Consider the following 15,649-nt stretch of genomic DNA (forward strand, 5'->3'; position numbering starts at 1 on the left):
AGAGCAGGAATGGCAACAGGCGGTTTAACGATCATCCAATCAATGAAGCACAAGCTCCCTCCATCCGAACGCAGAATTGCGGATTATATCCTAACTCATCCCCACAAAGCAATAGAAACCACTGTCAGCGAGATCAGCACATTAGCCAATTCAAGTGACGCTGCCGTTATCAGGCTCTGCAAATCACTCGGACTAAAAGGATTTCAAGATTTAAAAATGAGAGTAGCAGGCGACCTGGCAAAGCCTGCTGTACAAGGCTACCGGGACATTGCGCCTTACGAACCGCTGTCCTCCATTTCTGAAAAAACAGCCGGCAACGCCATTCAAGCCATACAGGATACTTCAGACCTGATGGACTACAAAGTGCTTGAACGAGCGGTTTCCCTGCTTCTCAAAGCCCCTACCGTGCATTTTATCGGTGTCGGAGCCTCCGGCATTGTCGCCAAGGACGCCCAGCAAAAGTGGCTTCGCATTCATAAACAATCAACCGCGTTCACAGACACTCATCTTGTGGCGTCATTAATCGCAAATGCAGATAAGGATGACATCGTATTCGCCATTTCATTTTCGGGTGAGACGCAGGAAATCATAGAATTGCTCACAATGGCTAAGGAAAAAGGCATCACAACGATCAGCCTCACACAATTCAGCCAGACATCCATCTCCGCACTGGCTGATGTCCCGTTGTACACAGCACATTCCAACGAAGCCTTGCTTCGAAGCGCAGCCACTTCCTCCCGCCTCGCCCAGCTTTTTATGATTGATGTTTTGTTTTTAGGCATGGCGGCTGAGCAGTATGAAGAAACAACCGGTTATATCGATAAAACGAGAGCAGCCATACAATCTATGAGAAAAAAATAGGACGTCTTGAAGAGGAGGGATTTTGATGAGCAAAGAAAACAACTACCATCATCTCGCAAAGAAAATCCTTGCGTTATGCGGAGGAAAACCAAACATTTCCTCGTATACGCATTGCATGACACGCCTTCGTATTACGCCTTACGATGAAAGCAAAGTTGATGTTCAGGCTTTAAGAGAGATGGACGGCGTATTTGGGGTCGTGGAAGCGGAAACCCTTCAAATCATCCTTGGCACCGGGATCGTCAATCATGTCACAGCCGCTTTCTCAAGGCTTATGTCAGCAGAAGGAACCGATATCAAAGAAGCGGCTGAAAAAAAGAAAGCCGATATAAATAGAAAAAATGCCACTCCGTTTAAACGTTTCTTACGTAAAATCGCCAGCATCTTTATCCCTCTCATTCCCGCCCTCGTCGCTTCCGGTTTAATCACCGGGATTACAAAAGCAATCATTCAAGCCGGATGGCTCTCTGCAGAATCACAAATCGCTATTATCCTGACAGTCATCGGATCAGGATTGTTCACATATCTCGGCATCCTCGTCGGTATTAACGCTTCAAAAGAATTCGGCGGGACACCCGCTCTTGGGGCTCTGGCAGGAATCTTGATTATAAATCCGGAGATCGCAAAGATCAGTTTATTCGGAGAACAGCTTCTCCCGGGCAGGGGAGGCCTGATCGGAGTTCTTTTCGCAGCCATATTCATTGCATACACCGAACAACACATCCGCCGTTTTATTCCACAATCACTCGATATCATCGTCACTCCAACCATTTCTCTGTTAATCACCGGAATTGTAACGTATGTCATATTTATGCCTTTAGGCGGTTTCATTTCTGATGCTATTACATCAGGCCTTCTGTCCATTCTCGACCTCGGCGGTATAGCTGCGGGCTTTATTCTGGGCGCAACCTTCCTCCCGCTTGTCGTAACCGGTCTGCATCAAGGATTGACGCCTGTACACATGGAGCTAATCAATTCAATCAGCAATGATCCTCTGCTCCCTATTTTGGCTATGGGAGGTGCCGGGCAGGTAGGCGCCGCCTTTGCCATTTTCGTGAAAACGAAAAAAACAACCTTGAGAAAAGCAATCGGCGGCGGGCTTCCGTCGGGGCTGCTCGGCATTGGAGAACCCCTTATTTTCGGAGTGACGCTGCCACTTGGCCGTCCGTTTGTAACGGCATGCTTAGGAGCTGGAATCGGCGGCGCCTTTCAAGCTTATTTTCAGGTTGCTACCATCGCCATCGGGGTCTCCGGGCTGCCGCTTTCCTTTCTCGTCATGTCCTCACAGATCATCCTATATCTCATAGGACTCTTTATTTCCTATGCGGCCGGCTTTTTATTGACCTATGCATTTGGATATAAAGAAGAAATGGCTTCACAGTTCGACTAATTGGTTTCTATTCTAGGGATAGTAAGCAAGATAGAAACACAGAAAGGAGCAAGCCAGTGAAAACAAAAACACTGTCCTTACTCAGTGCCATTTTAACCCTATCTATACTGGCGCCGCCAAACGAAACCTTCGCGCAAACAGCAGACAACCAATTCAAGCCGAAAAACATAAATACAGAAACCGGACGATTCTCGCTGAAGAAACTACGGAAGGTTGATCAGATGATAGAACGGGATGTTGCGGCAGGATTTCCAGGCGCCGTTCTCGTCGTCGTGAAGGATGGCCGCATTATAAAAAAGGAAGCATACGGCTACAGTAAAAAATACGAAGAAACAGAGCTGCTGCGCCGTCCGGCCAAAATGAAAACCCGCGCGATGTTTGACTTGGCCTCAAACACAAAAATGTACGCAACGAATTTTGCATTGCAGCGCTTAGTCAGCCAAGGAAAACTCGACGTTTATGAAAAGGTATCTGCTTATTTACCTGATTTCAAGGATCTGCCAGAAGACCTTGTGAAAGGAAAAGACAAGATTCGTGTCATTGATGTCCTCCAGCACAAATCAGGGCTCCCCTCGAGCTTTTACTTTTACACGCCCGAAAAGGCAGGCAGGTACTATTCACAGGAGCGGGACAAAACAATCGAATATTTGACGAAAATCCCGCTCGAATATCAAACAGGGACAAAACACGTATACAGTGACATCGGATATATGCTTCTCGGCTGCATTGTCGAAAGCCTCACCGGTATACCGCTTGATGTCTACGCGGAGCAAGAGCTTTACAAGCCGCTGAAGCTGAAACATACCTTGTACAATCCGTTGAAAAAAAGCTTTAAACCAAAACAGTTCGCAGCTACTGAACGTATGGGCAATACACGGGACGGCGCTATTTATTTCCCTAACATCCGTACACACACGCTGCAAGGAGAAGTGCATGACGAAAAAGCGTTTTACTCAATGAATGGCGTGTCCGGCCATGCCGGATTGTTCTCAAATGCTGATGATATGGCTATTCTACTGCAACTCATGCTAAACAAAGGCTCCTACCGAAACGTGTCTTTATTTGATCAAAAAACTGTCGACCTATTTACAGCGTCTTCAGCAACAGATCCAACATTCGCTCTAGGCTGGCGGAGAAACGGGAGTAAAAGCGTGGAATGGATGTTTGGCCCTTATGCCAGTAAAAAAGCTTTTGGGCATACCGGTTGGACAGGAACAGTTACCATTATTGATCCCACTTATCATTTAGGCATAGCATTGTTAACAAATAAAAAGCATTCACCAGTTGCTGATCCAGAAAAAAACCCAAATGTGTTTGAGGGTGATCAGTTTCCAACAGGCAGTTACGGGAGCGTCATTGCCGCGATCTATGAAGCGTTGGAATGAATGATTCGACGATAGGAGGAAGTGTTTATGAAACCTTTTTTTCCGCTTATCCTTGCAGCCGTTCTTTTTCTTTCATGTTTTCTTGGCGCCAGTCAGACAAAAGTCGCCGCATCCAGCCGTTCAGCCGGTGCTAAGCAGATTGTCAACCACATGACATTAGATGAAAAACTCGGCCAAATGCTGATGCCAGATTTCAGAAATTGGCAAAAGGTGAGCGAATCGTCTCCTCAGGCCTTTACAGAAATGAATGAGGAAGTCGCCAGCCTCATCAGGAAATACCAATTTGGCGGCGTTATTCTTTTTGCAGAAAATGTAAAAACAACAAATCAAACTGTACAGCTGACAGACGCTTACCAAAAAACGAGCCCCAAAATCCCGCTCATGCTGAGTATTGATCAGGAAGGCGGCATCGTAACGAGATTAGGGGAGGGCACTCATTTCCCAGGGAATATGGCGCTCGGTGCAACCAGAAACAGAATCAATGCCTATCAGACTGGCAGCATCATTGGAAAAGAGCTTTCTGTCTTAGGCATTAATACAGATTTAAGCCCTGTCGTGGACATTAATAATAATCCTGATAATCCAGTGATCGGCGTACGGTCATTCAGCTCAAATCGGGAACTGACAGCACGACTCGGTTTATATACGATGAAAGGGATACAGCGGCAGGATATCGCTTCTGCCCTCAAACATTTCCCGGGACATGGAGACACGGACGTTGACAGCCATTACGGGCTGCCGCTCGTTTCCCATAATCAAGAACGGCTCCGTGAGATCGAGCTCTATCCTTTTCAAAGAGCAATTGATGCAGGTGCTGATATGGTGATGACAGCGCATGTTCAATTTCCTGCCTTTGACGACACCACTTACAAAAGCAAACTCGATGGATCGGACATTTTAGTCCCGGCGACACTCTCGAAAAAAGTGATGACAGGTCTTCTTCGTCAGGAAATGGGCTTTTCCGGTGTCATAGTTACTGATGCTCTCAATATGAAAGCAATCGCAGATCATTTCGGCCAGGAAGAGGCTGTCGTCATGGCTGTAAAAGCTGGCGTTGATATGGCGTTGATGCCTGCCTCAGTTGCTTCTTTGAAGGAAGAACAGAAATTCGCACGTGTCATACAAGCTTTGAAAAAAGCCGTGAAAACCGGGGACATTCCTGAACATCAAATCAACAAATCAGCTGAAAGGATCATTTCCCTGAAAATAAAACGCGGTATATATCCAGATCGAAACGACGACAGCATAAAAGAAAAAATAGCCAAAGCCCAGAAAATTGTAGGAAGCAAGCGTCACCTGAAAGCGGAAAAAAAAATAGCGAAAAAAGCAGTAACCGTATTAAAAAATGAACAGCGCACCTTGCCGTTTAATCCTAAAAAAGACAGCAGAATCTTAATTGCCGCGCCTTACGAAGAACAAACTGCTTCGATTGAACAAACCATTCGTGATCTTATCAAGCGAAAGAAAATCAAACCCGTTTCCCTCAGCAAAGTCAATTTTGCCAACCAAGTATTTAATACCGAGCATGAAAAACTGGTAAAAGAGGCTGACTATACCATTACCGGCTCCTATATCGTGAAGAACGATCCCGTCGTCAACGACGGTGTCATCAACGACACCATATCAGATTCAAGCAAATGGGACACTGTATTCCCAAGAGCTGTGATGAAAGCCGCGCTGCAGCACAACAAACCATTTGTCTTAATGAGCCTGCGCAATCCATACGATGCCGCCAATTTTGAAGAAGCTAAAGCACTTATTGCGGTCTATGGCTTTAAAGGATACGTAAATGGCCAGTATCTGCAACCCAATATTCCGGCAGGAGTGATGGCGATATTCGGTCAGGCAAAACCTAAAGGCACACTCCCAGTTGACATTCCATCAGTCACGAAGCCGGGAGACATCCTTTATCCATATGGCTACGGATTAAATATCAAAACAGGAAAACCGCTCTAATAAGGAGGGACACATGAGAAAAACAATATTTGCTTTCCTCACAGGGTTTATGATGTTCGGAACGATAACAGCGGCCTCACCATCACCGGATGCCAGAAATCAAACGGCTAAAAAACCTAAAGTTCAAACCGGCATAGACATGCTTTTTCCAGAGTATAAAAAGCAGCTCAAAGGAAAACGAATCGGCTTAATCACCAATCCAACCGGCGTAAACGCTTCTCTGAAAAGCAGTGTCGATATCCTTTACGAGAACCATGATATCAAGCTGACAGCTTTATTCGGCCCAGAGCATGGCGTCCGCGGCGACGCTCAGGCGGGGGACGAAATCGGCTCTTACATTGATGAAAAAACTGGGGTGCCCGTATACAGCCTCTACGGAAAAACGAAGAAACCAACGCCAGAGATGCTGAAAGATGTCGATGTCCTCATATTTGATATTCAGGATGTCGGAACCCGGTACTACACGTACATTTACACAATGGCATACGCAATGGAAGCCGCGAAAGAAAATGGCATTCCATTTATGGTGCTTGATCGCCCGAACCCTCAAGGCGGGAAACATATTGAAGGACCGATTTTAGAACCTGAATATGCTTCATTCATCGGACTGTATCCCATTCCCTTAAAGCACGGAATGACCATAGGCGAATTGGCTTTACTGTTCAACAAGGAATTTGGCATCGATGCCGATCTGACCGTGGTAAAAATGAAACAATGGAAACGCAAAATGGATTTTGACGATACCAGACTGCCTTTCGTCCTCCCGTCACCAAACATGCCAACAGTGGAAAGCACATTTGTTTATCCTGCAACAGGGCTGATTGAAGGAACGAATATATCCGAAGGACGCGGAACGACGAAGCCATTTGAATTAATTGGTGCTCCCTTTATCAAAAGCACAGAGCTTGAAGATACATTAAATAGCCTCAGCCTGCCGGGAGTCACCTTCAGGGCAGCTTCCTTTACACCGACATTTTCTAAACATCAAGGAACGCTTTGCCACGGTGTTCAGCTCTATGTGACAAACAGAGAAACGTTTGAAGCGGTCAGAACAGGCCTATCACTTATTAAAGCTATACACGACCTCTATCTTGACAATTTTGAGTTTCTCTCAACAGGTTCATTCGATAAATTGGCAGGCAATGGCTGGATGAGGGCAAACATTAAAAACGGTGATTCTATCGAAAACATCATGAACAGCTATGAAAAACCACTCCAACAATTCAGTAAAACGAGAAAAAAATATCTTATCTATTAAGACATAAGCATCGTATGTTACACGTGTAACATATTCTTACTAACCAAAAGACCCTTAGAGTAAGGGTCTTTTCATAACAAAATAACCACCCGCTTTATATAGGAAACCATTCATTTATTTGGTACAATTTTATTGAAAATGATTATCAATTGAACGTTTCTGAAAAGGTGGTCTGCTCTTGCAACCTACAATGATTTATCATCCCACTCAAATTAAATATCTAAAAAAAACAGGTGATCTCTTCACAGAACAGCAATTAGCCGATTCATTCGTACTGATTTTTAATGTAAATGGAAACGGACATATTTCAATCGGAACAAACGTCATTCCTTTGCAAAAAAAGACACTTTATGTTTGTCCGCCTCACGAAACTTTTGGTTTTACACCCGGAGTGGAAGAACGTATAGATGCCTGTCTAATCAGGCTTCAAAGCTATATGAAGGAAACTGGACAAGATATCCTAACACCGTGTACAGAAACGGAATTAGCCAAACTGAAGCTTGTGAATGTTTCACATATCGAAAACCTCGCCGTCCGGCTTCAAGAGCTTGCGGCGCTATGGAATGAATCGTCTCAGCTTTCTCAGCTCAAATGTGTGATTGAAGTACAAAGCCTGATTTATGACCTCTTCACTGTCAGTTTATCTGAACAGACGGATACTCATTCAGCAATCAAAAAGACAAAACAATATATCGAAACCCATGCCGATACAAAAATGACACTAACCCAGTTGTCGCAAATGGCAGGAATCAGTGCCAAACACTACAGCGAAAGCTTTAAAAAATGGACAGGTCAGAGCGTAACAGAATTCATCACAAAAACACGAATCACCAAAGCAAAACGGCTTATGGCAAGATCAAATTGCAAATTAAAAGAAATTGCCCATCAAACCGGCTATCAAGATGAATTTTATTTCAGCAGAATCTTTAAAAAACACACAGGCTGTTCACCTACAAGCTATATGAAAAACCGCCGGATAAAAATAGCCGCATATGGAAGGGATACAATGGGCCATCTTATTCCTCTCCATCACATACCATTTGCGGCCGCGCTGCATCCAAAATGGACATCATACTACTATCAGCAGTATTCAACCGATATACCTGTCCAGCTCAGCGCATACCGATTTAATGAAAAATGGGAAGAGAACCTGCACACGTTATCTCAGGCTCAACCAGATGTCATTTTCAGCATGGATTCTATTTCTCCAGAAGAACAAAATCGACTGAATCGTATCGCCGAAGTCATGTATCTTCCTTCAAAAGAAAGCTGGAGAAATCACTTTCTGCAAACTGCCTCATTCTTAAAGGAAGAGTTCGAAGCGGAAAAGTGGCTCACAGCTTATGACCAGCAGGCATCAGCAGCAAAAAAAGCACTTCTACACGCTCAAGGACTGCGTTTTCTGTTTCTGAGGATGCATAAGCAAAACTTCTATCCAGCACATTATCGAAGTATCCGCGAAGTCTTCTTCGGAGATTTAGGATTTCGCTCAGCAAAAACAAAAAAAAGACCTTCTGATCAAGCGATCACATTAGAAAATATCACAAATGACCAAGCTGACTGCATCATGCTTTTTCTATATAAAGAGCCTGAGACCATTGCTTATTATCAGCAATTGCAGCAGACAGATGAGTGGCAGAACCTAAGCGCAGTGCAGAATAATCGTGTTTACCTCCTATCCTTGGATCCTTGGAATGAATACTCGGCTTGCGGTCACGAACGAATCGTTCAGCAAACTATTTCTTTACTATCCGGTAATCATCCATGATAATTGCGAAATTTGTCCATGGTGTTATATCTATTCATTCTCTATAATTCCAATTGATAATAGTTATCAATTGAACAGGGGGCTCTATAGATGAAAAAGATATCTCTAACCTTATTAATCTTGCTTCTCGCACTGACAGCGGCAGCCTGCAGCAGCAAAAACGAATCGACTGCCAGCAAGGCAAGCGGTACAGCATCTGGGAAGAAGAAAATTGAATACTTGGATAAAACATATGAAGTAACTGTACCGACAGACAAAATAGCCATTACGGGAAGCGTTGAATCGATGGAGGATGCCAAACTGCTTGACGTTCATCCGCAAGGCGCGATTTCATTCTCGGGCAAATTCCCGAATATGTTCAAAGACATCACTGATAAAGCCCAATCAACCGGAGAAAAAATGGAGCCAAACATTGAAAAGATTCTAGAAATGAAGCCAGATGTCATCCTTGCTTCCACAAAGTTCCCAGAAAAAACTCTGCAAAAAATAAGTACAGCCGGAACAACGATCCCAGTTTCTCACATCTCTTCAAACTGGAAGGAAAATATGATGCTGCTTGCCCAGCTGACTGAAAAAGAAAAGAAGGCAAAAAAAATCATTGCAGATTATGAACAGGATCTAAAAGAAACAAAAACAAAAATCAAAGAAAAAGCAAAAGATTCAAAAGCACTTGTCATCAGAATCAGACAAGGCAACATTTATATTTACCCTGAACAGGTATACTTCAACTCCACACTTTATGGTGATCTAGGTCTTAAAGCGCCAGACGAAGTAAAAGCGGCAAAAGCGCAAGAGCTGATTTCATTAGAAAAATTAAGTGAAATGAATCCAGACCATATCTTCGTCCAATTTTCTGATAATGAAAATGCAGACAAACCTGATGCCTTAAAAGATTTAGAGAAAAATCCAATCTGGAAAAGCCTGAAAGCAGTCAAAGAAGATCATGTGTACGTCAACTCAGTGGATCCTCTCGCACAAGGCGGCACAGCGTGGAGCAAAGTCCGCTTCCTGAAAGCGGCTGCTGAAAAATTGACACAAAATTAATTCAGAGTAGGTTTTTGTATGTATTCAAAACAGTGGACACGTATCATATTGATGACTTCTCCATTTGCTATTGCATTGTCGCTGATGCTTTCCATCCTGTATGGAGCAAAGCATCTAAGCGCAGATGTTGTTTTTACATCGCTTATTCATTTCGATCCGGGAAACACAGACCATCAAATCATATGGCATTCCCGGATTCCAAGGGCTGCCGGCGCTCTGCTCATAGGGGCAGCCCTTGCTGTTTCTGGAGCGCTTATGCAAGGCATTACACGCAACTATTTAGCTTCGCCCTCGATTATGGGCGTTGCAGATGGTTCCGCGTTTATTATCACGCTCTGTATGGTTCTGCTCCCGCAATCGTCTTCGTTTGAAATGATTATTTACTCATTTATCGGCTCGGCATTAGGAGCCGGGCTAGTATTCAGCCTTGCCGCCATGATGCCTAACGGGTTTACCCCCGTACAGCTTGCCATTATCGGCACCGTCACAAGCATGCTGCTCAGCAGTTTATCAGCGGCCATGTCAATTTATTTTCAAATTTCACAGGATCTCAGTTTCTGGTATAGCGCCAGACTTCATCAAATGAGTCCGGATTTTCTGAAACTGGCCGCTCCATTTTTCCTTGTTGGCATCATATTAGCCATGTCTCTCAGCAAAAAAGTGACCGCTATATCGTTAGGCGATGACATTTCTAAAAGTCTGGGACAAAAGAAAAAAACCATTAAACTCATGGCGATGCTTTCAGTCATCATGTTAACCGGCAGTGCCGTAGCGCTGGCCGGAAAAATCGCGTTTGTCGGATTGGTGGTTCCGCATATCACAAGATTTCTCGTCGGTTCTGATTACAGCAGACTGATTCCTTGTTCCTGCATCTTGGGCGGAATCTTTTTAACCCTGTGTGATCTCGCAAGTCGATTTATCAATTATCCATTTGAAACACCGATTGAAGTCGTGACGTCCATAATCGGCGTACCTTTCTTCCTTTATTTGATTAAACGAAAAGGAGGGGAGCAAAATGGTTAAAAAATATGCCCTATTCATCACTTTGATTCTCATCGTCAGCTATTTCAGCTTAACAAGCGGATCATTTTCTGTTCTTCCGGCTGAGCTGCTCTCCACTCTTTTTCAGATCAATCCAAATCCGCAGTATGACATTTTGCTGTTCGATTTAAGACTTCCGCGAATTGTCATGGCGGCCATTATCGGACTCGGTCTTGGCATTGCGGGCGCAGTCATCCAAGCTATCACACGTAACGGTCTTGCAGACCCGGGAATTCTCGGGATCAACGCGGGGGCGGGAGCCGGGATTGTGACGTTTATGCTCTTGTTCCAAGGCCAAAAGGAAGTGACATCCATTGTTGCGGCAATGGGAATGCCGTTTTTCGGTTTGATAGGCGGACTGGTCGCGGCGATTCTGATTTACATATTTGCGTGGCACAGAGGCCATTTAGATTCAGGGAGAATTATTCTGGTAGGAATCGCAATCAATTCAGGATTCAGTGCTTTGTCGCTGTTTTTATCATTAAAAATGGACCCGCAGGATTACCAAATGGCCATGGTATGGAAGAACGGAAGCATCTGGTCTGCCAACTGGACGTATATCACAGCCGTTCTTCCATGGATGCTGCTGTTTATCCCTATTCTTCTCGCCAAATCCCGCTTGCTCGATACCATTCGTTTTGATGAAGACACAGTCAGAAGTCTCGGCATTTCATCAAATAAAGAAAAAACCATCCTGCTCGTCGCCTGTGTAGCAATCATCAGCGCCTGTGTCTCCGTAGCGGGCAGCATGGCTTTTGTCGGCTTAATTGCCCCCCACATTTCGCGGAGGCTGGCAGGTGTTGAACACCGTTTCATCCTGCCGCTGAGCGGTTTAATCGGCATGCTGCTTGTGATCAGCGCAGACTTTATCGGAAAACAGTTTTTCCAGCCCGCGGAGGTACCCGCAGGCATCATTTTAGCGATTCTCGGTGTTCCTTATTTCTTATTTCTGCTTTTTAAGCAAAAAAAGGGAGAAAATGCATGAACGGATCTCTTTCTGATCATAAGGCCGTCAACAGGAAGTTCACGCTGTACCTTCCTCCTTCCTATAGCCAAAACAGCGGGAGATTTCCTGCTGTTTACGTGCAGGATGGCAGTTCTTTGTTTCAAAACCAAATCGAATTATTAGAAAACAGATTTCAACAACGCAGGCTGCCTGAGCTCGTGCTGATCGGTATCGAACCCGACAACCGTCTTGACGAATACACCCCTTGGCCAGCAGCAGCGCTCAATGATCAGTTCCCTGACTTCGGGGGATCCGGTTATCACTATTTGTCTGATATTACAAACCGCTTTATTCCGTTTATTGAAGAAAACTGCAACGTCACTAGGGAACCGCAATCAAGAGGAATGATCGGAGCCTCATTAGGAGGCCTCATCTCAATGTTCGCCTTATTAAAGCATCCGACAGTATTCGGAAACATAGGCTCTATCTCTGGGTCATACTGGTACGAAAACACAGCGGAAACCATTCATATATCCTCGTTAAAACCTGGCACCGCCCGTATTTTTATGTCTGTCGGCAGTAAAGAAGGCCATGAAAAACAAACCATTCAGCGAAAAATGCTGCAAAATACAAAACAAGTACATCAAAGTTTAAAAGAAAAAGGCTTCACTGAAAACCAGCTATGTCTTTCAATTGAAAAAGGGGCGGCGCACCATCATAAATACTTCAGTCAACAGTTCACCACCGCGCTCGAATGGTTATACGGAAAAAACCGCTCAATCCAATGAGCGGTTTTTTCATGCTTTCTGCAATAAAGGTTTCAATTCAAAACGATTCAGCATATATCCATACAAGGCCGCCAGCATCTGCTGAAACAGCATGCCGATGACAACGGGAACGGCGACCTGAGACGGAAAGAACGTAACGGCAAGAACTGCGCCGGCACTGATATTTCTCATGCCTCCCGTAAAAATAAGAGCTACGATTTCCTCTTGGCTTCTTTTCATCATTTTTCCGATCAGCCAAGCCGCGGCATAGCCTGTTAACGCGATAAAGAAGACCGTTACAGCTATTCCAGCAAATCTCAAATCAATGGCTTTGAAGTAAGGAGCAATCGCTGAACTGTTAATCGCAATCACTGCCATCAGGCAAAGCTTTGAAAAAGGAGACAGTGCACTGCTCACAGATGCCGTTCTTTCTGGAGTTGATATCTGATTAAACAGCATACCCAAGAAAGAAGGAATCACAACCATCACAATCAGTCCTTTCATCATTCCCCACACATCCATATGAACCTGTGTGCCAGCCAGCAATGAAAGGCTGAGCGGAACGATCAAAGGTGACAGCACTGTATCAACCAAAATAATCGAAAGCGTCAATCCGACATTCCCCTTGTACATCGCTGCCCAAATCAAACTTGTAATCCCAGTAGGAATCACAACAGCTAATGTTAAACCAGTGATCGTCAAAGAATCACCATTAAAGATAAGATGACCGCTTCCCCAAGCAAAAAGCGGCATGAAAATATGAAGAACAAATAGTGCAAGAATCATAGGAAGAGGATGTGACAATGCATGTCTCAAAGATTGAAAGTTTGCGCTCAAACTGCCTGCAAACGTGATAAAAGCAAAGATCCAAGGCACCGCACTTTCATACCCATTTAAAAATTGAGACAGCAGCACACCCAGCACCACACTAGTCGGCGTTAAAAGCGGCATTACCCTCCCCAATACACGGTTCAGCTTCTGAAGCATCATATGCAAGTCTCCTATTTAGAATGTCTCTTTTCTCTATTATATCAATGCTGTTCAACACCATGTCACATAAAAAAGCCCAGATCTATCCAATCTGGACTTTCATACATTACGCCATCTGTTTTATAAGAGCTTTGCTCGCATCATTCAACCCTTTTAATTCAGCTTCAATGCCTTGCTCTTTAAATTTCGCAACAATCTTACCAAGTGCAGCTGATCCTGAATCATCCCATACATGGGCCTCAGTTAAGTCAATCACGACTCGCTCAATATCCTCTTGATAAATAAACGCATTTGTAAGATCAGTCACTGACGCAAAAAAGATTTGTCCCTTTACATGATACGTTCTCAGCTTTTGATCCTCTGTGTGAGAAACAATTTTCAGCTTAGAGATTTTTGCTACAAAAAACACAGCACTTAAAAGAACACCAACGAATACACCTTTAGAGAGGTCATTCGTCACAACAACAGTAAGCACGGTTACAACCATGACAATCGAGTCTGTAAGCGGCGCTTTTTTGAGACCTTTTAAAGAAGACCAATCAAATGTGCCGACAGAAACCATTACCATAACAGCCACTAACGCAGCCATCGGAATTTTTACGACGACAGTACTCAAGACGGCAATTAAAAACATTAGAAAAGCACCGGCAACAAATGCCGACAAACGTCCTCGTCCGCCTGCTTTTGTATTAATGACAGATTGTCCGATCATAGCGCAGCCCGCCATACCGCCAAAGAAACCAGTCACGATATTCGCAATCCCCTGTCCGCGGCTCTCTTTATTTTTATCACTGCCTGTATCCGTCATTTCATCAATAATCTGTGCTGTCAGTAAAGATTCCAGCAATCCGACAAACGCTAAAGCAATCGAATAAGGAAAAATAATTCGCAGTGTTTCAAAGGTAAACGGAACATCAGGGATTAAAAACTGCGGCAATGAACTAGAAATATTACCCATATCTCCGACCGTTCTTACATCCACATGGAAAGTGACCGCAATAATCGTCATCACAATAATCGCGACAAGCGGAGACGGGATCGCAGTCGTAAATCTCGGCAGTACATAAATAATAACCAACGACCCGGCAAGCATCGCATACATACTCCAAGAAGCACCTTCAAACTGAGGAAGCTGCGCAGAGAAGATCAGGATTGCCAATGCATTCACAAAACCGATCATTACAGAACGGGGAATGAATTTCATTAATCTCGCAATTTTACTGATGCCTAAGATCACCTGAATAATACCAGTCAAAATCGTAGCCGCAAATAAATACTGAAGCCCGTAATCAGCAACCAGCGACACCATCACAACAGCCATAGAGCCAGTCGCGGCTGAAATCATGCCTGGCCTGCCGCCAAAAATAGAAATAATAATGGCTATACAAAATGACGCGTAAAGGCCAACCATCGGATCAACACCAGCTATTATAGAAAAGCCAATCGCTTCAGGTATTAATGCCAACGCAACTAAAACGCCAGCAAGAATGTCTTTTCGGATATTCCCGAACCATTGCTGTTTTAATGTAAAACTATTATTCAAATATAACGACTCCTTTTTAAAAAATAAATCCGCATCCTATCTGTGTACTGGAAGCCTTCTTTACCTTACGGGAAAAAATAAAAAGAAAAACGAACGAGGAAAAAGAGGAAACGTTGAGTATATTATATTGAGGCAAGGAGTTATTATACAAAAAATATTATATTGAATTTTCATCAAATACACAAGATGGAATGCTGAAGAAAAAAATGACTTAAAGTAGGTTTGAGCCATTTTACTGCTTTATATCATTTCTAATGAGAGACAAAAATCGTTTTAAACAGTGGAAATATCTTTTTTCTCATTTGAAGATGGATCTATGCCTATCAATTCGTGGATCGCAGCCTCATAGTTATCAAGGGGATGTCTTCTCCGTAATCAACCCAAAGGCTGAGCCATGTCCATCGCACATGATCCGCCGCCTCCACAAATGAAATTGCAAGTCAGAATACAAAAAAGGCAGCTCATCTGAGCAGCCTTTTTTCAAATTGCTTGGCGGCGTCCTACTCTCACAGGGGGAAACCCCCGACTACCATCGGCGCTGAAGAGCTTAACTTCCGTGTTCGGCATGGGAACGGGTGTGACCTCTTCGCTATCGCCACCAAACAAATGCCTTCAGGATGAAGGTACTGGGCGTTTCTCACAGGATGTGAGAGCCCTTAGCGGAGTTTCCTTGCTTTTCCGCCTAGAGAGTGTTCTCTCA

Annotated in this window: 12 protein-coding genes and 1 rRNA gene; 10 read left to right on the plus strand and 3 right to left on the minus strand. The window is 44.0% G+C overall.

The window, feature by feature from the left end:
* The first annotated feature begins 9 nt into the window (after positions 1 to 9).
* The 10 genes from BTW01_RS11720 (at position 10) to BTW01_RS11765 (ending at position 12,437) form a co-directional block, all read left to right on the plus strand.
* The gene (locus BTW01_RS11720; RefSeq protein ID WP_162103149.1) at positions 10 to 861 is read left to right on the plus strand and encodes a MurR/RpiR family transcriptional regulator; all 852 of its coding nucleotides are present in this window, start codon (positions 10 to 12) and stop codon (positions 859 to 861) included.
* A gap of 25 nt (positions 862 to 886) precedes the next feature.
* Positions 887 to 2,251 carry a PTS transporter subunit EIIC gene (locus BTW01_RS11725; protein ID WP_162103150.1) on the plus strand — a complete coding sequence of 455 codons (1,365 nt, stop codon included), beginning with the start codon at positions 887 to 889 and terminating at the stop codon, positions 2,249 to 2,251.
* Between the two features lie 56 nt (positions 2,252 to 2,307).
* Entirely contained in the window at positions 2,308 to 3,636 is a 1,329-nt protein-coding gene (pbp4b, locus tag BTW01_RS11730) for a penicillin binding protein PBP4B (protein WP_162103151.1), read from the plus strand.
* A 27-nt stretch (positions 3,637 to 3,663) separates the two neighbouring features.
* Positions 3,664 to 5,592 (plus strand): glycoside hydrolase family 3 protein, encoded by a 1,929-nt coding sequence (locus BTW01_RS11735; protein WP_162103152.1) that lies wholly within the window; start codon positions 3,664 to 3,666, stop codon positions 5,590 to 5,592.
* Positions 5,593 to 5,605: 13 nt separating this feature from the next.
* Entirely contained in the window at positions 5,606 to 6,850 is a 1,245-nt protein-coding gene (locus BTW01_RS11740; RefSeq protein ID WP_162103153.1) for an exo-beta-N-acetylmuramidase NamZ domain-containing protein, read from the plus strand.
* Positions 6,851 to 7,028: 178 nt separating this feature from the next.
* Positions 7,029 to 8,618 carry an AraC family transcriptional regulator gene (locus BTW01_RS11745; RefSeq protein ID WP_162103154.1) on the plus strand — a complete coding sequence of 530 codons (1,590 nt, stop codon included), beginning with the start codon at positions 7,029 to 7,031 and terminating at the stop codon, positions 8,616 to 8,618.
* Between the two features lie 90 nt (positions 8,619 to 8,708).
* The gene (gene feuA, locus BTW01_RS11750; RefSeq protein ID WP_162103155.1) at positions 8,709 to 9,662 is read left to right on the plus strand and encodes an iron ABC transporter substrate-binding protein FeuA; all 954 of its coding nucleotides are present in this window, start codon (positions 8,709 to 8,711) and stop codon (positions 9,660 to 9,662) included.
* An 18-nt stretch (positions 9,663 to 9,680) separates the two neighbouring features.
* Entirely contained in the window at positions 9,681 to 10,685 is a 1,005-nt protein-coding gene (locus tag BTW01_RS11755; protein ID WP_162103156.1) for a FecCD family ABC transporter permease, read from the plus strand.
* Positions 10,678 to 11,688 (plus strand): iron ABC transporter permease FeuC, encoded by a 1,011-nt coding sequence (feuC, locus tag BTW01_RS11760; protein ID WP_162103157.1) that lies wholly within the window; start codon positions 10,678 to 10,680, stop codon positions 11,686 to 11,688. The genes BTW01_RS11755 and feuC overlap by 8 nt, the downstream gene beginning before the upstream one ends.
* Complete coding sequence (locus BTW01_RS11765) at positions 11,685 to 12,437, plus strand: alpha/beta hydrolase (RefSeq protein ID WP_162103158.1); 753 nt, start codon at positions 11,685 to 11,687, stop codon at positions 12,435 to 12,437. The genes feuC and BTW01_RS11765 overlap by 4 nt, the downstream gene beginning before the upstream one ends.
* 9 nt (positions 12,438 to 12,446) lie before the next feature.
* On the opposite strand, the gene BTW01_RS11770 is transcribed toward BTW01_RS11765, so the two are convergent.
* The 3 genes from BTW01_RS11770 to rrf form a co-directional block, all read right to left on the minus strand.
* A complete protein-coding gene (locus BTW01_RS11770) occupies positions 12,447 to 13,367 on the minus strand; it encodes a bile acid:sodium symporter family protein (RefSeq protein ID WP_162103169.1) in 921 nt (306 codons plus the stop codon).
* Between the two features lie 145 nt (positions 13,368 to 13,512).
* Positions 13,513 to 14,949 (minus strand): SulP family inorganic anion transporter, encoded by a 1,437-nt coding sequence (locus tag BTW01_RS11775; RefSeq protein ID WP_162103159.1) that lies wholly within the window; start codon positions 14,947 to 14,949, stop codon positions 13,513 to 13,515.
* A 487-nt stretch (positions 14,950 to 15,436) separates the two neighbouring features.
* Positions 15,437 to 15,552: ribosomal RNA gene (gene rrf, locus BTW01_RS11780) — 5S ribosomal RNA — on the minus strand.
* Positions 15,553 to 15,649: the final 97 nt, after the last annotated feature.

It is taken from the genome of Bacillus sp. SKDU12 (assembly GCF_010093085.1).
Classification (GTDB): Bacteria; Bacillota; Bacilli; order Bacillales; family Bacillaceae; genus Bacillus; species Bacillus mexicanus.